The organism is Streptomyces sp. bgisy027 (genome assembly GCF_057710365.1).
The window spans coordinates 55,693-77,795 of the sequence record NZ_JBYIVZ010000018.1 but is presented as its reverse complement, the minus strand read 5'-3'; the positions used below and the strand labels follow the sequence as shown (position 1 = coordinate 77,795).

The window sequence follows — 22,103 nt, the reverse complement described above, 5'->3', positions numbered from 1 at the left end:
GAACCTCGCGGACGACTACATTGCGTCAACGCTGACCGGCGTGCTGCGTCACAGCCGGGAGGGGGGAGCGGTGGTTCGACGCGGCACGAGAGTGGGGGAGAGCTTGAGCTGAACCGAAGCCTTGCGCCGGTCGGCTATCCGCTCCAGCAGGAGGCGAGCCGCGTTGTCGCCGATCTCGTGGCCGGCCTGGTCGACGCTGGTCAGAGAAATCGGACCGAACGCGGCGAAGGTCGTGTTGTCATAACCGGCGACAGAGATGTCGCCGGGCACGGAAACCCCAGCTTCGGCGAAGGCCTCCAGGACACCCATGGCAACGATGTCCGCGCCGGCGAAGACGGCCGTGGGTCGGCGGGGGCGTGCGAGGAGCTCCTTGGCGCCCTGGTATCCGCCCTTTTGCGTGTAGCTGGTGGAGACGATGTCGATCTCCTCGGCCAGTCCGAGGGACTGCATGGCGCGCCGATACCCCTCGGCGCGCTGCGCGTTGGGCATCTCCGCGATGCGCGTGGGGTCGGTTTCGTGGTGCTCGATGTGGGCGATTTCGCGATGTCCGAGGTCGGCCAAGTGGCCTATGACCAAGGCCGCTCCAGCCATGTCGTCATCGGTGACGGCGTCGTAGGCGAAGGAATGCCCGTGGCGGCCGACGACGACGGTCGGTACGAGGGAGGCGATGTGCTCGAGATGAGCGCGTGATGAGACGGGAGCGACGAGGACGATGCCGTCCATGCCCCGGTCGATCATAGCCTCGGTGACGTGTACCTCCGCCTTCTCGTCGTTGCAGCCGCCGGGCCCCAGAAAGACCTGGTAGTCGGTCTCCGCGAGTCTGCCGGTGATCCCGTCGAGGATCTCAGGAAAGAAGGGGTTGCGGATATCGGGCAGCATGACGCCGATGGTGTACGTCTGGCCGCGTAGACCTCGTGCGGCCGCGTACGGCCGGTATCCCAGTTCGTCGATCGCCCGGCGCACCTTGGCGCGCATTTTGGGGCTCGCTCCGTAGGCGTTACGCAGCACCTTCGAGACAGTGGTAGTGGACACCTGGGCGTGCCGTGCGACATCGACGATGGTGACGCGGCGCGGTGGTGCGGGCGGCTCCATCCGGTGCCCTCCAGTGGTGGGGAACGTTGTCGGGGAAGTCTACGAGTGGATTCTGAGGCGTGGGCAGGAGTGGCCCTGATCCGCCCGTTCCGCCACGTCCTGGGTGTCCTGGCGACGAAACAATCACGCAGCCTGCTCGGCATCTTGACGTCACCGTGGAGGCTCTCTAAGGTCTGGCACCACCCTGTGAGAAACGTTACCCAAAATCCAGTCCGGACGACGGGTGGCCGACGCCGGACTTCACCCGAGCGCCCACCAACAGCCGGTACCCCTCCCGCATGCCGCCGAGCGGACCCGATCCTGCCCGGCCCCTTGATGAAACGTTTCAAGGAAGTAGGTCCGCCTGTGACCCTCGCTCCACACGACCGGCTTCCGGACCGCGGTCAACTCTCGGTCCCAGCCCCGACGGCGCGTGTCCGCCGTGCACGCACCACCCCGCCCTGGTGGTTCGCGCTGCCAGCACTGCTGCTGTTTGCGTTCGTCGTGCTGGTGCCGAGTGTCCGGGGCGTGTACTACGCGTTCACCGACTGGGACGGGCTGAACCCCGACTTCGCCTTCGTTGGGTTGGACAACTTCTCCGCCATGCTGAGCGATGCCGACGCGAGGCAGGCCGTCTGGCACACCCTGCTGATCGCCGTGTCGATCACGATCGTCCAGAACGCGCTGGGGCTGGTGCTGGCCCTCGGAGTCAACTCGGCCATCAGGTCGCGGAACGTCCTGAGGGTGTTCCTGTTCGCCCCGGCCGTGATCACCCCGATCGTGACCGCCTACCTGTGGCGCAACCTGCTCGGTCCGGACGGCGCGGTCAACAGCCTCCTGGGTGCTGTCGGGCTGGGCGGCTGGGAGCAGGACTGGCTGGGAGATCCCGACCTCGCGCTGTGGGCCGTGGTGGGGGTCGTCGTGTGGCAGTTCGCCGGTTACTCCATGGTCATCTTCCTGGCCGGACTTCAGTCCGTGCCCAGGGCGGTCCTTGAGGCCGCGGCGATCGACGGAGCCGGTCCCGTACGGCGCTTCTGGTCGGTGACCCGCCCGCTGCTGGCACCGGCGTTCACCATCAACCTGATGCTGTCGATCATTGGTGGAATCAAACTTTTCGACCAGGTGTTCGCGCTGACCGGCGGCGGACCGGGACACGCGACGGACACGATCTCGACCCTGATCTACAAAGACGCCTTCACGCTGGGGGAGTTCGGCTACAGCATCGCCCTCGCGGTGGTCCTGACGATCGTCGTGGCGATTGCATCCACCGGCCAGTACCTCATGTTGTCCCGCAACGAGAGGGCCGCGTCATGAACCGCTACCGCCCGCGCACCCTCGCCCTCGAACTGGCGATGATCGCCGGGGCCCTGTTCGTCGCTTTTCCGGTGTACGTCCTGGTCAACCTCGCCGTGCGGCCGACGTCCGACACCTCCTCACCCGTCCGCCCCACCACCTCACCCACCCTCGGCAACTTCACCGAGGCCTGGCAACAGGGTGCACTCGGCGGCGCCTTGGCCAACAGTGTGCTGGTGACGGTGTGCAGTGTCGCCATCGTGCTGGCCGTCTCCTCCCTCGCGGCCTACCCGCTCGCCCGGATCACGGCCCGCTGGTCCCGGGCGACCTACCTGCTCGTCCTGCTGGGCCTGATCTTGCCCTTCCAGCTCGCCTCACTGCCGCTGTACCAGACCATGCGCGATCTCGGTCTGCTCGGCAGCCCCTGGGCGCTGGTCCTCTTCTATTCGGGCCTACAGGTCCCCTTCACCATCTTCCTGTACGTCGGCTTCCTGCGTGCCCTGCCACGCGACTTCGAGGACGCCGCCCTGATCGACGGATGCACACCGCTGCAAGGCTTCCGGTATGTGGTCCTGCCCATGCTGAAGCCGGTCACCGTCACCGCCCTGGTGCTGAACGCGGTGGCCGTCTGGAATGACTTCTTCACTCCGCTGCTCTACCTCAGCGGCAGCGCCCAGCAGACCCTGCCGGTCGCGATCGCCGGTTTCGTCGGCCAGTACGTCACCGACTGGAACCTCATCTTCGCCGCACTGGTCATCAGCGTCCTGCCCGTCCTGATCGTCTACTTCCTGCTGCAGCGCAGCATCATCAGCGGCTTCGCGGGAGGGCTGAAGGGATGACAACCCACCCTTCCTCCTCAAGGGAGACACCATGAACACACGCACACCCACGGCCCTGATCGCCGGAGCGACAGCCGCCGTCCTCCTCCTGACCGCCTGCAGCGGTGGCACCAATGCCGGCTCCGGCGGCGGCTCGGGCGGCTCCCAGACCCTCACGCTCGCGTCGCAGGACCAGGGCTCCATCGATGCCGTCGTCAAGGCGTTCGAGAAGGCCAACCCGGGTGTCAAGGTCCGTTACACCGTCACCGGCACCGACCAGTACCAGCAGCAGATCCGCACGCAGCTGAGTTCGGGAACGGCACCGGACGTGATGTCGGTCTGGCCGGGCGACGGGAACGCCGCGGCCACTCAGGTCCTGGCCGAACCCGGTTACCTGCGTGATATTTCGGACCAGCCCTGGGTCGCGAAACTGCCGGACGCGGTCAGGAACATGACCGAGTACGAGGGCAAGACGTACACCGCGCTCTTCGGGCTGAACGGCATCGGCGCCATCTACAACGACCAGGCGATGGAGAAGGCCGGACTCACCCCGCCGGGCACCTGGACGGAGGTGCTGGACTTCTGCCGCGCCGCGAAGGCGAAGGGAACCCCCGCCTTCGCTCTGGGCATCCAGGACGGCTGGGTCGACCAGCTCGTGCTGTACGCGTTGGTCGCCACGACCGTCTATGGAGACGACCGCGACTTCGACGAGAAGATGCAAGCCGGCCAGGCCACCTTCGCCAAGTCGCCGTGGACCACGGCCCTCGACAAGTACCTGACGATGGAGAAGACAGGCTGCTTCCAGAAGAAGCCGCTGAGCACCAGCTACGAAGCCAGCCAGCAACTCGCCGCGACCGGCAGGACCCTCGGCATCGTGCAGGGCAACTGGGTGGTCACCCTGCTCAAGGAGAAGAACCCGAAGGCCACCTTCACCCTGAAGGCACTACCCGCCGCCGACAACCCGTCCGAGACCATGATGCCGGCCGCGGCGGGCGCCGGCTACGCGATCAACGCGAAGGCGAAGAACAAGGAACTCGCCCTGAAGTTCGTGAACTTCGTGATGTCGCCCGAGGGCATGAACCTGTTCGTCGAGAAGCAGGGCAGTCTGCCCACGCTGCCCGACACGGGCTTCGAGGCGGACCCGTCCCTGGCCGAGGTGACGAAGTTCGTCGAGGCGGACCGGACGGTGCCGTTCATGGACCAGCTTTGGCCCAGTGCCAAGGTCGGGCAGACGCTGGTCAGCGGCGTCCAGGAGATCTTCAGCGGCCAGTCCACCCCCGAGAAACTCCTCGACGAGATGGACGCCGACTACAAGGCCGGGAGCTGACCTACGTGCCGTCGGCCGCATGCGCGGCCGATGGCACTCTCCGGAATCGCGCAGACGTTCACAACGGATTTCGTAATCGGAGGTTTGGCATGCCTGAATTCTCGCGCGGAGCGCTGAGCCGTAGAAAGGTGGTCGGCACGATGGCCGTCTCCGCGACCGGGCTGGCCGTGTCGGCCGTTCCCGGACTCCCTGTCTCCGCGGCGTACGCCGACGAGGGGGGCGACAGGCACGGGGCGAGAGTCACCGGCTTGGCCGTGGACGGCCGCGAGGACGGCCCCCTCGGCGTGGACGATCCCGCCCCGCGGCTGAGCTGGCGGGTCGTCGGGACCGGCGCGGGCTGGACCCAGGCCGCCTACCGGATTCGCGCCGCGCGCACGGAAGCCGATCTCGACCGGGGCCGTCTGCTGTGGGACAGCGGCAAGGTCCGCTCCTCGGCCCAGACCGACATCGCCTGGCACGGCCCGGCGCCGGCCTCACGCGACCGGGTGGTCTGGCAGGTCCGGGCGTGGAGCGCCGACGGTGGCGCGACGCCGTGGAGCCGGCCCGCCTCATGGGAGATGGGGCTCCTCAAGCCCTCCGACTGGGGCGAGGCCCGCTGGATCGAGTACCCGGGCCGCACCGTCGACCAGCCGCTGCCCGTGTTCGCCCGTGCCTTCCGGGTGCACGGGCCTGGGGGAAAGATCGTCAGGGCGAGGCTGTACCTGTCGGGCGTCGGGCTGCATGTGGCGCGACTCAACGACAGGCCCGTCACGGACGAGGTGCTGGCCCCGGGCAACTCCAACTACCAGCTCTCCACCGAGTACCGGGTCCACGACGTCACTCACCTCATCCGCCGTGGTGACAACACCCTGGGTGTCGAAGTGAGCCACGGCACGGCGTTGGTGACCCGGTCCGTCACCAATTCCGCGACCGGACGCACGGCCCCGTACAGCTGGTGGCAGAGTCAGTTCAAGGGCAGCGGCACCCTCGTCGCGCCCGCGGGACGGGGCGCCACCACCATCAAGGTGAGCAGCGTGGCCAACTACCACGTCGGCGGCACCGTCAACATCGACACCGGCGACGGCGGCGAGCGCCTGGAGTCCCGCACCATCACCGCCGTCGGCACCGCGGGCGCCGACGGCACGGGCATCAGCTTCGAGCCCGGCCTTGGGGCCGGGCACGAGAACGGTGCCGCCGTCACCGGTTCCGGCAACTCCCTCGCGAGCACCGACCCGAGTGCGGGCGCGGCCGTCCCGCCACGCCTGATCGCCCGTCTGGAACTGACGAAGGCCGACGGCACGGTCCAGACCGTGGTCAGCGACCGCTCGTGGCGGACGGCCCTGGGCCCGACCGCCACCGCCAACTGGTATTCCGGTTCCGACCACGACGCCCGGCGCGAACAGCCCGGCTGGACCGCTCCCGGCGCGGATCTCGGCGAATCGGCGAGGCGGCGGGACGGCACGGCCATGGGCTGGGTCGACGCCGGTATCGCCCCGCCGCCCAACCTGACCACGGAACTGGTCTGGCGGACGGCCGAACCACTCAAGATCGTCGACAGGCTGCGCCCGGTCGGCGTCACCCAGCCGCAACCCGGCGTGTGGGTCTTCGACTTCGGCCAGAACTTCGCCGGATGGCCAGTGCTCGAACTCGACGGACCGCTCCCGGCCGGCACCACGGTCAAGCTGTACCCTGCCGAGTCGCTGAACGCCGACGGCACCGTCCACCAGGCGTCGATCATGGGTGGCGGCCCCGCCCGCGGCACCGACGTCTTCACCGCGTACACGACGTACGGCGACCGGCGAGGCGAGCGCTGGCACCCGCAGTTGCATTACTTCGGCATGCAGTGGCTGCAGGTGACGGGCCTGCCCGAGGGCTACGTACCGACCGCGGACACGGTGACCGGCCTGCAGATCCACGCGGACGTGCCGGCGGCCGGCTCCTTGCGGACCTCCGACGACCGGATCAACCGCATTCACCGCATGGCCCGTTACTCGATCATGAGCAACACCATGTCCACCTTCACGGACTGCCCCGGCCGCGAAAAGCTCGCTTACCCCGCCGACTACGTGCAGCCCTTCGGCTCCCTCCACCGCACCTTCGGATATGCGGCCTACCTGCGTACCATGCAGCGTCACCTGGCGGAGGGCCAGTCCAGGGCCGGCGACAACATCGGCAATGTGGCGCTCAAGGCCCCGGTCTACGACTGGGGCTACACCGGCCGGTTCGGTGACGAGATCAACTGGGGCAACGGCATCATCCTCGTGCCCTGGCTGCTGTACGAGACGTACGGCGACACACAGACGATGAGCCGTTACTACCCGCAGATGCAGGCTTTCCTGAACTACATCAGGACCAAGAAGGCCGGCACCGGCGCGGACGCCTACATCGTGAACGCGGCCCTGGCCGACTGGATCGCAAGCGAGAACACCTCGGGCCGTATCACCGGAACCTGGGGCTACTACCAGATCGCCGACCGGATGGCCCGGATGGCAACCCTGATCGGGCGCGCTGCCGACGCGTCCGAGTACCGCAATCTCGCGGCCAACATCAAGAACGCGTTCAACGACGCCTTCTACAACGCCGCTCTCGGCCGCTACACCGCCGAAGGCGACCAGGGCGGTGCCGGGGGAACGCAGACCGCGCAGGCGCTGGCGCTGGACGAGGGACTGGTACCGGAGGGCGAACGCCCGAAGGTGCTCGACGCACTGGTCGAACTGGTCCATGCTCACCGGCCGTTCGGGGGTGGGCCGCACTTCAGCGGCGGCACCATCGGCCTCGCCCCGATCGTCCGGGCCCTGCACGAGGGCGGCCGCGACGACGTCCTGTGGGACGTCCTCCAGGAGGACACCCGCCCGAGCTACGGCTACTTCATGGCTCCCACCACCGCCAATCCCCATGGTCTGACGACCATTCCCGAACAGTGGGACCTGGGCAACTCCAAGAACCACATGATCCTGCTGCAGATCGAGGAGTGGTTCCACAGCGGCCTGGTCGGTATCCGCCGGGCGCGCGGCAAGGCCGGTTATCGGGAGCTCGTGATCGACCCCCGCCCGGTCGGGGACCTCACCCATGCCGAGGGCAGCTACCGCACGCCGTACGGAGCGGTGTCCGCGCGGTGGACCCTCAAGAACGGACGGTTCCGGCTCGACGTGGACCTCCCGCCGAACACCACGGCGGAAATACGGATGCCCATGGGCGATCGCGCCACGTATGCCGTCGGCTCCGGGCAGCACACCTTCATCACCCGGGATCGACCGACCGATGCCCGGAAAGCCGGAAACAGACAGAGCTGATTGAGATGCGGGATCTCGGTCAGAGCGCCTTCGCCCGAAGCTGCGCTGGGCTGCTTCCGCCCGCCTTCCGTCCCTGACAGTACGTCGAGGCTGCGTCTGACCGCCCGTGCCGATCTCACGGAGGAGCAGATCGTGTACGCCACTGACGTCATCACGAAGAACGCGCCCAGCACAGAACGGGTGCGGTAGTCCACATTCGACAGGGGCGACAGGGCACAGGCGGCAGGAACGAGCGGGCGGCGATGCGCCGTTCAACGGTTGGTGCTCGCCACCGGTTGTGTCCCACCACCTAGGCATCGGCGCACGATCCGCAGAAAGCCTGCCGCCGGAGCCACGAGCTGTGCACCACGGCAGGGCGGTTCCCACGAAACCGGCTGTCGGAGCTCCTGCTTACGAGAGTCTGACGCGGGGTCCGTTTCCCCCCGCCTCATGCTGCCCCCTGGTCACTCTTGTCACGTCCGCAGACAGTGCCGACGGTCAATAGGGGACCACGGGCAACGTGGTTGAAGTAGGAGGGACATGAACATGAGCAGCAGTCACGGTGAGCGGAATCGGCAGAGTCGGCGGAGCGGAGCGCGCCGCGGCCACCGGGGGAGGTCCGGGACCCGGACCCGGAGGATCGTGATCGGCGGCATGGCCCTCGCCACCGTCGCGGCCGCGTCGGTCGCCGTGTCCATGGCCTCGGCCAGTCAGTCCTCTCGTACCACGGCGGGCGCCGATCACGCCGTGTTCGTCCAGGGCAACGAACTTGACGGCAACACGATCCGGGTGTTCGCGCGGGACGAGGCGGGCAAGCTGACGGCCGCCGGATCTTACGCGACCGGTGGGCAGGGAGGTGATCAGGTCGACGCGCCCACCGATTCGCTCGCCTCCCAGGGTTCGCTCGTGTACGACGACGCGTCCGGACGGCTGCTGTCGGTCAACGCGGGCAGCGGGACCGTCACCTCGTTCCGCGTCGAGGGACGCAGGCTGACGGACCGGCAAGTAGTGAAGTCCGGTGGAGAGTTCCCCTCCAGCATCGCGGTGCGCGGCAAGATCGCGTACGTGATGAACGCGGGCGGCGAGGGCAGTGTCCAGGGATTCCGGATCACGGGTATGGGGTTGAAGCCGCTGAAGGGATCCCACCGCTCGCTGGGCCTGGACAACGAGGACATCCCGCGTTTCGACACCTCTCCCGGCGAGGTTGAGATCACCCCGGACGGTCGCAACCTGGTGGTCACCACCAAGGCCGCCAACACCGTCGAGGTCTTCCCGCTGAAGCCGAACGGCAAGCCGGCGGTGGCCGAGCCGGTCATCAACAAGTCCGCGGGCGACGTACCGTTCGCGATTACTTTCGACAGGGACGGACGGATGCTGGTTGCGGAGGCCGAGAAGTCCACGGTCACTGTGTACAAGGTGCGGCACGACGGCAGGCTGAAGGTGCTTCAGAAGCCGCTCACCAACGGGCAGGAGGTCCTGTGCTGGCTGGAGCGCGCGGGCGACTTCTTCTACGGCGGAAACACCGGAAACTCCACCGTCAGCGGCTACCGCATGAACAAGCACGGCAGGCTCTCGCTGACCAACAGCGCCGGGATCGCCGCGCCGCCCTCCGCGAAGTCGCAGGGCGTGATCGACCTCGCGGTGTCCGAGGACGCGAGGTTCGTGTACGTCCAGAACGCGCTCTCCGGCACGGTGGACGGCTTCCGCGTTGAGAAGGACGGAGCCCTCACGAAGGTCACCACGGTCGAGGGGCTGCCCGTGTTCGATGAGTCGGGCATGGAGGGCATCGTCGCGGTGTGACGCCACGTCGTCGGCTTCGCGCACGGTGGACCGGGCCGGAGACGGGACTGAAGGCTGTTCGGACCGAACGAGACGGATCAGGCCCTGCGCCTGGCACCGACGCAGGACCTGATCCGAACCCCTGAGCCCCGCGGGGCTCGCCCGCCGGCTACCGCTGTGCGAGCGGTGTGACGGCGACGCGGTCGATGACCGGTGCGTACGGGGAGCGCTGGTCGTACTGGTTGTAGGTGTCGCCGTTGAAGTCGGGAAGTTCCTCGGCGGTGAAGGTGAGCCGGTTGGAGCCCTTCTTCAGGGTGACCGGGACGGTCAGCTCCCAGAAGTTGTTGAAGTGGAAGGTCGTCGGGAACAGGACGCGACGGGCCGGGCCGCCGTTGACCGAGAGGTCGGCGTGACGGGCGATCGGATCGGGGTTGTAGTGGGTGGCGGGTGCCTGCTCGGCGTTGGAGTAGCGGATCGTCACCGCGTGGCGGCCGGAGCGCGTGGCGGCGACGTCGAGAGTGAGCGCGTTGGCCTTCCCGTCGCCGACGCCGGTGACGGCCTTGCCGCCCGAGGCGAAGGTGTAGGCGTCGGTCACCTTGGCGGCGCCGCTGACCGTGCCCTCCTCCGCCTGGTACACCGTCGGCACCAGGGTGCCGCTGGAGTGGGTGACACGCAGACGGTCGAGCAGCAACCCGCCCGAGTCACCGGTGACGGTGATCTTGTTGACGCCGCCGGACAGGAACAGCTTGACGTCGTCCGTGGCCTGCTTGCCCTTCTTGCCCTTGCCGACCTTGGGGATGTCGAGCTTGTCGCCGTTGAGGGACAGGCTCGCCCGGCCACCGCCCAAGTGATCGACGGACACGGTCGATTCACCGGCCCTGGGGGAGTACACCCAGAAGGTCGCCGTGTCGCCCTTGGCCAGCGACACCGCGCCGGGACCCGAGGCGCCGGGGTGTGTGTAGCCGGGGCGCGCTCCGGTCAGCGTGGCGTACTCGGCCTCGTAGACCGCCGGCGCCGCCACACGCTCGTCGCGCAGGGACAGGTCGATCCTATCGATGATGGCGTCGCCCTTGGTGACGCCCAGATCGGGGTCCTGTGCGGCGAGTGTGATGCGGTGCTTGCCCGCGGTCAGCTTCACGCTAGTGTCGGTGTGCCCCCAGACCACCCACTTGTAGCCCAGCGGCAGCTTCAGCTCTTGCGGGTTCTCCCCGTCGACGCGCAGGAAGACGTTGGTGGGCCCCTGCTCCTTTACCAGGTCGTACAGGTTGTAGGAGTTGGCGAAGACGCTGAGGTCGTACGTGCCGTCCTGGGGGACCTCGACGTCGAAGGAGAGCACTCCGTCGGAGCCGGTGCGCAGGCCGCCGACGTTGTAGGCGCCGGAGGTGGCGAACTTCCCGACGTTCTTCGGCGAGCCCTCGGGGCCATTCTTCGAATAGCCCTTGCCGGTGTAGATGGCGTTCTCCGCCTCGTACGTCTTGCGCCAGCTGACCGAGGGTTCGGCCGGTGCGCCGCCGTTGCCGCCGGGGGAGAGGATGACCTGGTACGCCGACATCTCGTTCATGCCGGTCATGGGGAGCGTGACGGTGCCGTCGGCGCCGACGGTGAGCTCCTGGTCGGCCAGGCGCAGCGGCTGGGCGGAGTCGCCGACCTGCCCGGTCCAGGGGATCTCCTGCACGGTGGCGTGCACGGTCTTGCCGAACAGCTTGGGGTCGATGCTCTTGAAGACGACATCGGCGTCGCCGCTCTTGCCGCCGAAGATCGCCCGCGACTGCTGTTTGTCCTCGTCGAGGGTGGCGACGCCTTGGAGGGTGTACTGCTGGTTGGGGTGCGGGGCGGTCACCTGGACCGTGTGGCCGGACATCTGGCCGTAGGCGTTGAATAGCCACCACTGGCCGTTGCCCTTGTTGGCCTCCACGGCCGAGTCGTTGAGGTTGCCGTCGATGTTCCAGTACGCCAGGTCAGCGTCGATCTTGGACTCCTCGATGGCGGAGACCCACTGGACGACCTGGCCGGGCACGGACAGGTGGTAGTTGTGGCCGTACTCGTTGACGTTGATGGGAAGCGGGCCGAGGCCGACGTCCTTCTCCATCTGCCGGTACTTCGCCACGCTCGTGCGGACCGCGGCGGGCGACGACAGTTCGTGCCAGGTCATCACGTCGGGGACGACATCGTTGGCCTTGGAGTACTGAAGGAAGCCCTTGACCTGGTCGAAGAGGAGGGACGTGTTGGGGCCGGCGATGCGGGCGTCCGGGTCGAGTTCCTTGATGAGCTGGTACACCTCCTTCCAGGCGGCGAAGAAGTATTGCGGGTTGTTCAGCCAGGAGACCTTGTTGTAGCTCCACTCGCCGGTGCCGAACATGTTCCCTTCGGGCTCGTTGAAGGGCACGTACACGACGTGGTCCTTGTACTCGCCCATGGTCATGACCTGCTGGACCTGCTTCTTGATCTTCTCCTTGAAGTCGGCCAGCCGCGCAGGACCGTCGGCGCCCGGCCACTGGTAGGGGAAGCCGCGGTAGATGTCGGTCATGTAGATGTAGACGTCCTTGCCGCCGGAGTCGACGAACGGCGGCAGCATCTCCAGAGCGTCGGCTCCCGGGTGCTGGGGCCCGTCCTGCGCCTTCGTCGACACCGTGCGGACATGCATGCCCTCCAGCAGGTTGCGGCTGGGCACGCCGTCGCCGTAGACACCGTAGAGCGAGCCGGAGGCGCCTCCGTGGAAGGCGCCGGTGTCGGTGCCGAGGTCCACGACGAGCTGCTCCGGCTCGGCGGCGCCGGCGGTGCCGGTGGTGGTGGCGAGTGCGGTGGCCAGGACCGCTACGGTCACCGCCGCGGCTCCTGCTCCTGTGGTTCTTCTCCTACGTCGCACTGAAGTCTCCGTCTTGTCCGTGCGGGGGCGAATTCATGTGTCGAACCGGTTCGACATGGGCTCGGCAACGCCCGTCCCGTGGCACGGGGGAAGCGAGTGCGTGGAGGGGCCGGTGGCGCATGTCGAACCGGTTCGCCGGAAGCTAGCACCGGCTAACCACGCCAGCAATACTCCTCACACGACTTTCTGTGCGCTACATGCCAGTTTCTGGCGTGTTTCGGCAAGTGAGCGCAAGGCATTGACAGGCGGGTGGTCAGCTCTTACGGTCCCTTCACGCGAACCGGTTCGATGAATGTCGCATGTGACTCTGATGAAGGAGTGCCCGTGAACATCGGTGAGATCGCCAAGCAGGCTGGTGTCTCGCGGAGCACCGTGTCGTACGCACTGAGCGGCAAGCGCCCGGTCTCGGACGACACGCGCGAGAAGATCCAGCGGGTGATCGACGAGCTGGGTTACCGGCCCAACGCGAGCGCACGGGCCCTGGCCAACGGCCGGACCAGCACCATCGGTCTGGTCTTCCCGCCGGCGGGCAACCACTACACCGGCATGCAGCTCGACTTCATCGGCAGCGTGGTGGAGGCCGCGGCCGCCTATGACTACGACGTACTGCTCTCACCGAGCGGTGTGGACAGCGACCGCTCCTTCCAGCGGCTGCTGGGGGAGCGACGCGTCGACGGCGCGATCCTGATGGAGATCAGGCTTCTGGACGACCGGGTCGAACACCTGCTCGCCGAGAACTTCCCGTCCGTTTGCATCGGCCGCACCGCGCAGCCGGAGGACGACTGGTGGGTCGGCCTGGACCACACCGCGCTGGCCGCGGCCTGTGTCCACCACCTCGCGGACCTGGGCCACCGCACCATCGCCTTCGTCAACCGGCCCGAGCGGCTGCTGCGCGCCGGGTACGAGTCGGCGCACCGCGGACTCGACGGGTTCACCAAGGCCGCCGCGGAGCGTGGGCTCACCGTCCACACGTACACCTGCGAGGACGACGCCCCCTCGGGACAGACCTGCCTGGAGCGGATCCTGCGCGACGATCCCGCCACCACGGGCCTCGTCACACTGAACGAGGCCGCGTTGGGCGGTCTCTACCGAGGGCTGGCCCATGCGGGTCGCCATGTGCCGCGCGACTTCTCCGTCACCGGTGTGGTCGCGGCCAGGTGGGCCGAGACGGTGACTCCGCAGCTCACGGCGGCCGATGTGCCGGCGGCGGAGATGGGGCGGCTGGCCGTCGAACTGCTCGTCGAGCGGCTCGACCAGCCTGACGCGTCGCCTCGCCACCAACTGCTCGTTCCGCCGATCTCTCTTCGCGCCAGCACCGGGCCCGCGGGCACGGCCGCGCCGGTGAGTCTGGTTCCCGACCCGCACACCTGACCGGTCGGCTCCGTCGTGGCCGCGACTGTCCGCGCCGGATGACTCCTTCGTCCCCGCCGTCCCTGCTCGGGGGCTCTGCCCCTTCGACCGGGCCATGGGGGCTGTGCCCCCCCCGAAACGCCCTGAACCCCGCTCCTCGAACGCCGAAGGTGCCGGGTACAGGCTGGCTCCCCGTGTCCTCGCCATCTGGCATGCCCGCGTACCAACACGAATCTGACCACTTAAGAGGAACATCCCATGAACAGACCCACCACACGCCGCCTCGCCGCCACTGCCATGGCCGTCGTCACCCTCACCGTCGGCGCCACCGCGTGTTCCTCCGATGACGGTACCTCGTCCGCGAAGGCGGAGGACGGGGGCAGCTACACCATCTGGGACCCATACCCGCAGTTCGCCAAGGACTCGGACTGGGTGAAGCTGCTGGACAGCTGCGGCAGCCAGGCTGGGGTCAAAGTCAAGCGGACGGCGTTCGACACCAGCGACCTGACGAACAAGGCGCTGCTGGCCGCTCAGCAGGACAACTCCCCGGACGTCCTCATCCTCGACAACCCCGTGGTGTCGACGCTCGCGGAGGCGGGCGCGCTGACCACGACCGAGGAGAACAAGGTGGACACCTCGAAGATGGATCCCAACCTGCTTGCGGCAGGCCAGTCGGGCGGTAAGACCTACGGCACACCGATCGGCGCCAACACCCTCGCTCTGTACTACAACAAGGAGGTGCTGAAGGAGGCCGGTGTCGACGTCGCCTCGATCAAGGACTGGGAGTCGCTGACCGGGGCGCTCGAGAAGGTCAAGAAGGCCGGCAAGAAGGGCATCACCTTCTCCGCCATCGGCACCGAGGAAGGCAGCTTCCAGTTCCTGCCGTGGTTCTGGGGCTCGGGCGCGAAGCTCACCGAACTCGACTCCGCCCAGGGTGTGTCGGCGCTGTCCCTGTGGAGCGACTGGATGAAGAAGGGCTACGCGCCCAACTCGGTCATCAACAACACCCAGACCACCAGCTGGCAGGAGTTCGCCAGCGGCGACTACGCCTTCGCCGAGAACGGCACCTGGCAGCTGGGGAACGCGGAAAAGGCGGGCTTCGAGTACGGCGTCCTGCCCATCCCCGGCGCCGACGCGGGCAACGCCGCGGCCCCGACCGGCGGCGAATTCGTCACCGTCCCCGTCCAGGGCGACACCGGCCGCTACGCCACCACCCAGAAGCTGGTCTCCTGCCTGACCAGCACCGACAACCTCAACGCCACCGACACCACCCTGTCCTACGTGGCCCCCACCAGCGAGGTGCAGGACAAGCAGGTCGCGGCGAACGCCGGACTGAAGCCCTGGGTCGAGGCGGTCAAGGCGGCCAAGGGACGCACTAGCGACGACCTCGGCACCAAGTACCCCAAGATCTCCGAGCAGATGTGGAAGGCCGTCCAGTCCGCCCTCAGCGGCTCGCAGTCGCCGAAAGAAGCGCTCACCGCAGCGCAGAACGCCGTCAAGTAAGCCGTCGAGCAACCGCATACGGGGCCCCTTGATGAACCGCACGACACACCTGCCGGACCGGCGGCCGGTGCGCGACCGGAACGGGGCGGCAACCGCCGCCCCGCCCCCGGCAGGCGCCACCCCCCGGCGCCGCCGTCGTCCCACCTCCCAGCAGTGGGCCGCCTGGGCCTTCCTCACCCCGGTGACCCTCTACCTCGCCCTCTTCTACGCCTATCCCCTTTACCGCAACATCGACCTGAGCCTGCGCAATTACACAGTCCGCTCCTTCGTCCAGGGCAACGCGCCGTTCACCGGTCTAGAGAACTACCAGAAGGTCTTCGACGACCCGACGTTCGGTCCGGCGCTCACCCACACCGTGGTGTTCACCGCCGTCTGTCTGTTCTTCCAGTACGCCATCGGCCTGGCCCTCGCGGTCTTCTTCAACCAGCACTTCCGGCTGTCGGCGACCCTGCGCGCCCTGTTCCTGGTGCCGTGGCTGCTGCCGCTGATCGTGTCGGCCTCCACCTGGTCGTGGATGCTGAACAGCGACTCCGGCATCGTCAACTCCCTGTTGAGCGCCGTCGGAGTCGACCCGGTGAACTGGCTGACCTCACCTGAGTGGTCGCTGACCTCGGTGATCATCGCGAACATCTGGATCGGCGTCCCGTTCAACCTGGTCGTGCTCTACAGCGGTCTGCAGTCGATCCCCGGCAGCCTGTACGAGGCGGCCGCCCTCGACGGCGCGAGCGCCTGGCGGCGCTTCTGGAGCATCACCTTCCCACTGCTTCGACCGGTGTCCGCGATCACCCTCCTGTTGGGCCTGGTGTACACGCTCAAGGTCTTCGACATCATCTGGATCATGACCAAGGGCGGACCGGCGGACTCGTCCACCACCTTCGCCACCTGGTCCTACCAGCTCGGCTTCGGCAATCTGCTCCCGGCCTTCGGCCCTGGCGCGGCCGTCGGAAACCTGCTCGTCGTCGCCGCGCTCGTGTTCGGCCTGGTGTATCTGAGGGTCCAGAGAAAGCAGGCACTGGCATGAACTCGCCGCACCCGCGCCGCCGTACGGGGTCGAAGACCGCCCTGGGCATCGCACTGACCGCCGTCATGCTCTTCCCGGTCTACTGGATGCTCAACGTGTCCTTCACCCGTGACCAGGACATGCGCAAGAGCCCGCCGGACCTGTTCCCCGTCAACGGCACGCTGGAGGGCTACCGCGCCGTTCTGGACCAGCAGCTGCCCTACCTCGGCACCAGCCTGGTCATCGGCCTGGGCACGGTGGTACTGACCGTGGCGCTGGCCGCGCCCGCCGGCTACGCCCTGGCGAAGCTCCGCCCGCGTGGCGGGGGCCTCCTCAGCTTCCTCCTGCTGGTCGCCCAGATGATCCCCGGCATCATCATGGCGATGGGCTTCTACGCCATCTACCTCCAGCTCGGCCTGCTCCAGTCCGTCCCCGGCCTGATCGTCGCGGACTCCACGCTGGCCGTCCCGTTCGCGGTCCTGATCTTCACTGCGTTCATGTCCGGCATCCCCGGCGAACTGCTCCAGGCCGCGCAGATGGACGGCGCCGGACCCCTGCGCACCTTCCGGTCCGTGGTGCTTCCGATGAGCCGCAATGCCGTCGTCACCGTGTCGCTGTTCGCGTTCCTGTGGTCCTGGTCCGACTTCGTCTTCGCCAGCACCCTTGCCAACGGCGGCGCCCACGAGCCGATCACCCTCGGCATCTACCACTACATCGGCAACAACAACCAGGAGTGGAACGCCATCATGGCCACCGCAGTCGTTGCCTCCCTGCCCGCCGCGATCATCCTCGTCCTCGCCCAGCGCTATGTCGCCGCCGGCGTCACCGCCGGAGCGGTCAAGGACTGAGCCCCAGATCCACGCTCACCAAAGCAGCGGACCACTGCCCGAGAAATGAGTAACGACTGATGACCGCCGCCCGATCCGGCCCGGCCTTCTCCCTCCACGACATCCCGTTCAGCACGCACGGCTCCTGGTTCGGCATCTCCCCGGTGCTCGCGGAGAAGACATGCTCCGAGGATCTCCACCTCGTGTCGCACCAGAACGGCATGCACGCGGTCCTGCGCTTCACACCCCTCGACACGACGATTGGCGACCGGGCCGCGACCCACGTCGAAGCGACTCCTGGTCTGCTCAGCTGGACCGGCACGCAAGGGCGCATCGGCCTCGCCTACGCCTCCCCGGAGACCGTCCGGCTTCGAGGAGAGGGGCTCGGCCTGCACGTCACTGCGGTGGCGGACACGCTGACCCCGTTCACGGGCACCTACTTTTACCGTGACCCGGTCGCGGGAGCCCACGTGTTCACCTCGTACGAGACCGGGCGCCGGTACAGGATCACCGTGCTGTCGGGCTCCGTGGCCGAGACGTCCGGCGCCCAGGCCCTCGGGCCCGCGGAACGCGGCATCACCATCACCGCGGAGGCCGACGGAACCTGGGAAGCGGCTGTCGAGGAACTGGACAGCGCGCGCCGCCCCTACACCTCCCGGACGGCGTTCAGCGAGGTGGTGGCCGCGGCTGAGGAGGCCTTCGCCGCGTTCGCCGACGCGGTCGCCCCCTGGCGCTCGTCCGGCACCCCGGCAGCCGAACTCGCCGCGTACGTAATGTGGTCGGCCACCGTCCGCCCGGCGGCCCTCGTCACCCGGCCGGCGGTACTGATGTCCAAGCACTGGATGGACAAGGTCTGGAGCTGGGACCACTGCTTCAACGCCCTCGCCCTGGCACCCGGAGCACCCGCCCTGGCCTGGGACCAGTTCTCCCTGCCGTTCGACCACCAGGACGAGACCGGCGCCCTGCCCGACTCGGTGACCCACTCGGAAGTCCTCTACAACTTCGTCAAACCGCCCATCCACGGCTGGACCCTGTGCCACCTGCGCAGACGCCTTCCCGAACCCCTAGATCAGGCCGAACTGAAGGAAATATACAACCGGTTGACCCGGTGGACCGAGTTCTGGCTCGCCGCCCGCCGCGCACCGGATGCCGCCCTGCCCCACTACCAGCACGGCAACGACAGCGGCTGGGACAACGCCACCACCTTCGACCCCGAGCGGGTGATCGTCACCGCCGACCTGGCCGCCTTCCTCGTTCTCCAACTCCACGAACTCGCCGGCCTGGCCGACGAACTGGGACTTCCCGACGAGGCCGGCCGGTGGAGACGGACCGCCGAGACGACCCAGGCCGCGATGCTGGACGAGCTGTGGACGGGGGAGCGGTTCGTGGCCCGTGGCGTCGACAGCGCGGAAACCTGGCACAGCTCCAGCCTGCTGTACCTAATGCCGATCGTGCTGGGCGAGCACCTGCCCGAGAACATAGGAAAAGCCCTGGCCACCCGGATCGAGACCCATCTGACCCAGCACGGCCTGGCCACCGAACATCCCGCCTCACCCCACTACCTCTCCGACGGCTACTGGCGCGGCCCGATCTGGGCACCCGCCACCGTCCTCATCGAGGACGGCCTGCGCCGCGCCGGCCACGACCGTCTCGCCGACGAGATCAGTGTCCGCTTCCGCACCCTGTGCGAAAGCCACGGATTCGCCGAGAACTTCGACGCCCTCACCGGCAAGGGCCTGCGCGACCGCGCCTACACCTGGACCGCCGCCGCCTACCTCCTCCTCGCCGCAGCCCACGAACTCCGGCGCACCGAACCCGCCGCGCACAACGGCGGCTGAGCGCCCGTGGGCAACCCCATCGGGGGAGGGGGCGACCGCCAGCAGATCTACTTCTCGCACAGCAGGGACGGCCTGAACCGGACCGGCCTCAACGGCGGCGGTATGGCCCTGCGTTCCATGGTGGGCACGTGTGGGGTGCTTGACCCCTCACTGGTCAGAGCTCCCGACGGTGCCAAGTACTGGATCGTCGCGACCGAGCTGTGCATCGGATGCGGTCAGTCGTGGGGAGGCGCCCAGAACGACGGCAGCCGCAACCTCGTCGTGTGGGAGTCCACGGACCTGGTCACCTGGTCCGAGCCGTGGCTGCTCAACGTCGCCGGCGCGATCCCCGGCGGGCGGGCGGGCGTCGCCTTTGTCGCTCTTGGCGCCCGAAGTGCCGTACCGCTCCTTGAACCGGGCGGCCTGCCTCGTGTTCACCGCGTAGACCTGGTAGCCGGTAGCGACCAGGGCCTGCACCCACGGGCCACGGTCGGTCTCGATGCTCACCACCACCTGGCCGGGGCCGAGGATGTCACCGCCGTGCTTCGCGACAAGTTCGTGGAGTTTGGCGATACCTTCCACGCCCTCGGCCAGCCTCGCAGTGGCCAGTTTCCGGCCGGTTGCGTCCTGGACCTCAATGTCGTGGTGGTCCTCGGCCCAGTCATCGCCGATGAACGGCAACTTGCTCTCCTGGTCGGGTACTTCGCTTGCTGGTGCAGTCTGCGGAAGACTCGCGCGCTCCCTAACGGAACCAGTGCTCACGCCATGCCCGGCGGGCACGCCACCCCATCAGCGGTCTGGCCTTCCCGCCGACCAGCAGGGGCACGGTCTGACCACCTTACCCGCGGGCACGATGTCGGGCGAGATGAACGCGCAGGCCATCGCCAGGTGCACCGGAATTCGCTGGGCAGCGAAGTTGCACAGGAGTCCGAGGATTTCATGGACTTGGTTCGGCAACTCGCCGTCGTCGGCGGAGGTGTTGTGGGCCAGGCGTTCAAGGCTCAGCTCGACGGTGGCGGCCAGGGTCCGTGGATATCCGGCGGGTTTGGATCTCCTGTCGGCCAGGGCCCGATCGAGCAGGAGGATACGGAAGTGTTCCAGACGCTCGACGGGGATCTGGCAGGTGCGCATGTATCCGCAGGCCAGCTCGATGGCCAAGGGCCATCCCTCCAGCGCTTCGGACAGCGCGTCCAGGTCGTCGCGCCACACGGCCGCTGTCTTTTCGTCCAGGCGAAGGCGGCGGGTGCGGAGTTCGATCGCCTGGGCGTGGCTCATCCGGGACACGGCGACGCGGGGCATGGCGCCGTCGGGCGTGGCGTCGTCGAAGACGAGCAGCCAGCGCCGGGGCAGTGCCGCCAGCAGCTCGCGGACCTGCTCGATTTCCCGATGCCCGACAGCCCGGACAGGACACAGGAGCTGACCTACCGGTCGCGCGGGGCGGACGGGGCACGGGTTTCGGCGATCTCCGAACACACTGCCCCAGTCCTGGCGTCCCAGAGCGCGCACCAACACGTCGTCCTCCACCGGTGCGGCGTCGGTGAAGTCGGCGATGGCCCAGTACGCCTGGTGCGGGTCGGCCGCGCGGCGCATGATCTCAGCGACCAGATGCCCCGTGATCAGCCCCGCCGAGCGGCTGCCGAGACCGGCACGATGGCAGGCCCGCCGCTCTCGCAGCCGCTCGTGCAGGTCCTGGCGAGATGCCCTCCACCTTGCGGGCGTCCACTACGACCCGGGCGCGGGTAAGGCGTTCCATGTCCTGCTCGGACAGGGCCGACAGGCGGGCTGTGGCCGAGGAGGACCGCTGCAGCAGCTGCGCCAGCCGTGCTGACGGGGGTCGGCGGGCGGAGCATTGAGGATCGTGGCCAGGGCCCGGCAGATGCGGTCAGGCAGCGCAGCCGTGATCAGCTCGTACCGCTCGGCCTCGACCTTGCTGACCAGCTCGGCAAGGATCGTGAACGCGTCCGGGGCGCTGACCCGTCGACCCGGCGAAGCGCTCTTGACCTGCGCGGCGAGTAAACAGTCGCCGTCGTTGTCGACAAGGTCGAAGTCGCCCACGTCGATGGCTGCGGTCGACGTCGTGTCCGCGAACCCCTCGATCCGGCAGCCGTGGATCCGTCCTGATCCGATGCGGTCAACATCGCTTCGAGCGTGCGCAGGTACTGGTACTGAAACCCACAGGCTGCCAACCGGCCGACGCCTCGCGGGCCGTACCGTGGCACGACGCAGGGGGCTCCCGGGTGGTCGCTGCCTGCGGAATCGCGACCGTGCACGCGGCACGGGCGTCGGCGAGCTGTCAGGTCTGGCCCCGGTCCGCCCCGGATCAGCACCAGTTGCTCCGAGCCTCGCTCTCGCCCGGGCCTGGAGCCAGGAGCTTCGCGGGGCCGCCGCGGAGAAGGAGGGCGACGGTTCCGCGGGATCGTGTCCGCCGCTTTCCTCTGCCTGCAAGGAGCAGGAGAGGGTGGGGGGCGGGCCGGATCGAGCGCGGCCTGAACGGGAGGTAGCTCGAGTCGGTCGGAGTGTCAGTGGTCGCCGCCATACTCATGAAGATGTGCAACTGACTTTCGGGCGCATGTCCAGGAGTCCTCGACCGAGTAGGAACAAATTGACACCCGAGAGCGACGTGGTGCCTGACCGCGACCCGTACCTTCTGGCGCAGATGCGAGAGGCTTTCGGGCGCGTGGTCTACAGCCACAAGACCCATGAGAAGCAGGCGGACATCTGCTTCACCAAGCACCGGTGGCAGCAGGGCGTCCTCATTGCTCTCACCGCGATCAGCTCGGGCACCTTCCTTGCCGCGGTGGTCGGCCTGCTCGGCAACGCAGTGCTGACGAGCCTTGCGACCTCTTCTATCGCGCTCCTGGTCAGCTGGATGAGCCTTGGGACGAAGACCTTCAAGTTCGAGGAGGAGTCCGAGGCCCACCGCGGCATCGCCTCTCGGCTGTGGGACGTCCGGGAGTCCTACATCTCCCTCATCGCCGACCTGATGTCTGGCACCGTCTCCGACGCGGAGGGCCGAGAGCGGCGGGACGAGCTGCAGCAGGCCGCGCGCGACGCCTACGCCGACGCACCCAGGACGAGCAGCAGGGCGTTCGCGCGCGCCCAGGGCGGGCTGCAGAACAACGAGGAGATGACGTTCACCTCGCGCGAGATCGACCTCTTCCTCCCGGAGGCGCTCCGGCTCGGCGAAGGCGAGGCATGACG

General features: G+C 68.0%; 15 protein-coding genes and 3 pseudogenes. 13 read left to right on the top strand and 5 right to left on the bottom strand.

The annotated features are described in order from the left end of the window. Nucleotides 1–48 precede the first annotated feature (48 nt). Nucleotides 49–1,092 carry a LacI family DNA-binding transcriptional regulator gene (locus AC3ETA_RS20105; protein WP_432194286.1) on the bottom strand — a complete coding sequence of 348 codons (1,044 nt, stop codon included), beginning with the start codon at nt 1,090–1,092 and terminating at the stop codon, nt 49–51. A gap of 345 nt (nt 1,093–1,437) precedes the next feature. Between AC3ETA_RS20105 and AC3ETA_RS20100 the strand changes: the two genes are divergently transcribed. From AC3ETA_RS20100 to AC3ETA_RS20075, 6 genes and pseudogenes are all read left to right on the top strand, one after another. Beyond that, the gene (locus tag AC3ETA_RS20100) at nt 1,438–2,385 is read left to right on the top strand and encodes a carbohydrate ABC transporter permease (RefSeq protein ID WP_432194285.1); all 948 of its coding nucleotides are present in this window, start codon (nt 1,438–1,440) and stop codon (nt 2,383–2,385) included. Continuing rightward, nucleotides 2,382–3,203, top strand: a complete 822-nt coding sequence (locus tag AC3ETA_RS20095; RefSeq protein ID WP_432194284.1) for a carbohydrate ABC transporter permease — start codon at nt 2,382–2,384, stop codon at nt 3,201–3,203. Before AC3ETA_RS20100 ends, AC3ETA_RS20095 begins: the two co-directional genes overlap by 4 nt. 31 nt (nt 3,204–3,234) lie before the next feature. After that, nucleotides 3,235–4,509 (top strand): ABC transporter substrate-binding protein, encoded by a 1,275-nt coding sequence (locus AC3ETA_RS20090; protein ID WP_432194283.1) that lies wholly within the window; start codon nt 3,235–3,237, stop codon nt 4,507–4,509. Nucleotides 4,510–4,598: 89 nt separating this feature from the next. Then, nucleotides 4,599–7,781 carry a family 78 glycoside hydrolase catalytic domain gene (locus tag AC3ETA_RS20085; protein WP_432194282.1) on the top strand — a complete coding sequence of 1,061 codons (3,183 nt, stop codon included), beginning with the start codon at nt 4,599–4,601 and terminating at the stop codon, nt 7,779–7,781. A gap of 12 nt (nt 7,782–7,793) precedes the next feature. Continuing rightward, nucleotides 7,794–7,970: pseudogene (locus AC3ETA_RS20080) on the top strand (8-amino-7-oxononanoate synthase); the annotation flags it as partial. A gap of 444 nt (nt 7,971–8,414) precedes the next feature. Continuing rightward, entirely contained in the window at nt 8,415–9,560 is a 1,146-nt protein-coding gene (locus AC3ETA_RS20075) for a lactonase family protein (protein WP_432194281.1), read from the top strand. Between the two features lie 148 nt (nt 9,561–9,708). Here AC3ETA_RS20075 and AC3ETA_RS20070 read toward each other — a convergent pair whose 3' ends face one another. Next, entirely contained in the window at nt 9,709–12,363 is a 2,655-nt protein-coding gene (locus tag AC3ETA_RS20070) for a carbohydrate-binding protein (protein WP_432194280.1), read from the bottom strand. Nucleotides 12,364–12,729: 366 nt separating this feature from the next. Here AC3ETA_RS20070 and AC3ETA_RS20065 point away from each other — a divergent pair, with 366 nt between their 5' ends. From AC3ETA_RS20065 to AC3ETA_RS20040, 6 genes and pseudogenes are all read left to right on the top strand, one after another. Continuing rightward, a complete protein-coding gene (locus tag AC3ETA_RS20065) occupies nt 12,730–13,776 on the top strand; it encodes a LacI family DNA-binding transcriptional regulator (protein WP_432194279.1) in 1,047 nt (348 codons plus the stop codon). A gap of 237 nt (nt 13,777–14,013) precedes the next feature. Then, nucleotides 14,014–15,258, top strand: a complete 1,245-nt coding sequence (locus tag AC3ETA_RS20060; protein WP_432194278.1) for a sugar ABC transporter substrate-binding protein — start codon at nt 14,014–14,016, stop codon at nt 15,256–15,258. Nucleotides 15,259–15,289: 31 nt separating this feature from the next. Further along, nucleotides 15,290–16,279 carry a carbohydrate ABC transporter permease gene (locus AC3ETA_RS20055; RefSeq protein ID WP_432194277.1) on the top strand — a complete coding sequence of 330 codons (990 nt, stop codon included), beginning with the start codon at nt 15,290–15,292 and terminating at the stop codon, nt 16,277–16,279. Then, a complete protein-coding gene (locus AC3ETA_RS20050; protein WP_432194276.1) occupies nt 16,276–17,106 on the top strand; it encodes a carbohydrate ABC transporter permease in 831 nt (276 codons plus the stop codon). The genes AC3ETA_RS20055 and AC3ETA_RS20050 overlap by 4 nt, the downstream gene beginning before the upstream one ends. A gap of 59 nt (nt 17,107–17,165) precedes the next feature. Then, on the top strand, nt 17,166–18,923 hold the full coding sequence (locus tag AC3ETA_RS20045) for an amylo-alpha-1,6-glucosidase (RefSeq protein WP_432194275.1): 1,758 nt from the start codon (nt 17,166–17,168) through the stop codon (nt 18,921–18,923). 21 nt (nt 18,924–18,944) lie between these two features. Continuing rightward, a pseudogene (locus AC3ETA_RS20040) lies at nt 18,945–19,262 on the top strand (1,4-beta-xylanase); the annotation flags it as partial. 12 nt (nt 19,263–19,274) lie between these two features. On the opposite strand, the pseudogene AC3ETA_RS20035 reads toward AC3ETA_RS20040, so the two are convergent. The 3 genes and pseudogenes from AC3ETA_RS20035 to AC3ETA_RS20025 form a co-directional block, all read right to left on the bottom strand. Further along, nucleotides 19,275–19,664, bottom strand: a pseudogene (locus AC3ETA_RS20035) (IS110 family transposase); the annotation flags it as partial. A 27-nt stretch (nt 19,665–19,691) separates the two neighbouring features. After that, a complete protein-coding gene (locus tag AC3ETA_RS20030) occupies nt 19,692–20,492 on the bottom strand; it encodes a hypothetical protein (RefSeq protein WP_432194274.1) in 801 nt (266 codons plus the stop codon). A gap of 132 nt (nt 20,493–20,624) precedes the next feature. Further along, nucleotides 20,625–20,957: a hypothetical protein gene (locus AC3ETA_RS20025; protein ID WP_432194273.1), complete on the bottom strand. Its 333-nt coding sequence runs from the start codon at nt 20,955–20,957 to the stop codon at nt 20,625–20,627. Nucleotides 20,958–21,558: 601 nt separating this feature from the next. Here AC3ETA_RS20025 and AC3ETA_RS20020 point away from each other — a divergent pair. Next, a complete protein-coding gene (locus AC3ETA_RS20020) occupies nt 21,559–22,101 on the top strand; it encodes an SLATT domain-containing protein (protein ID WP_432194272.1) in 543 nt (180 codons plus the stop codon). Nucleotides 22,102–22,103: the final 2 nt, after the last annotated feature.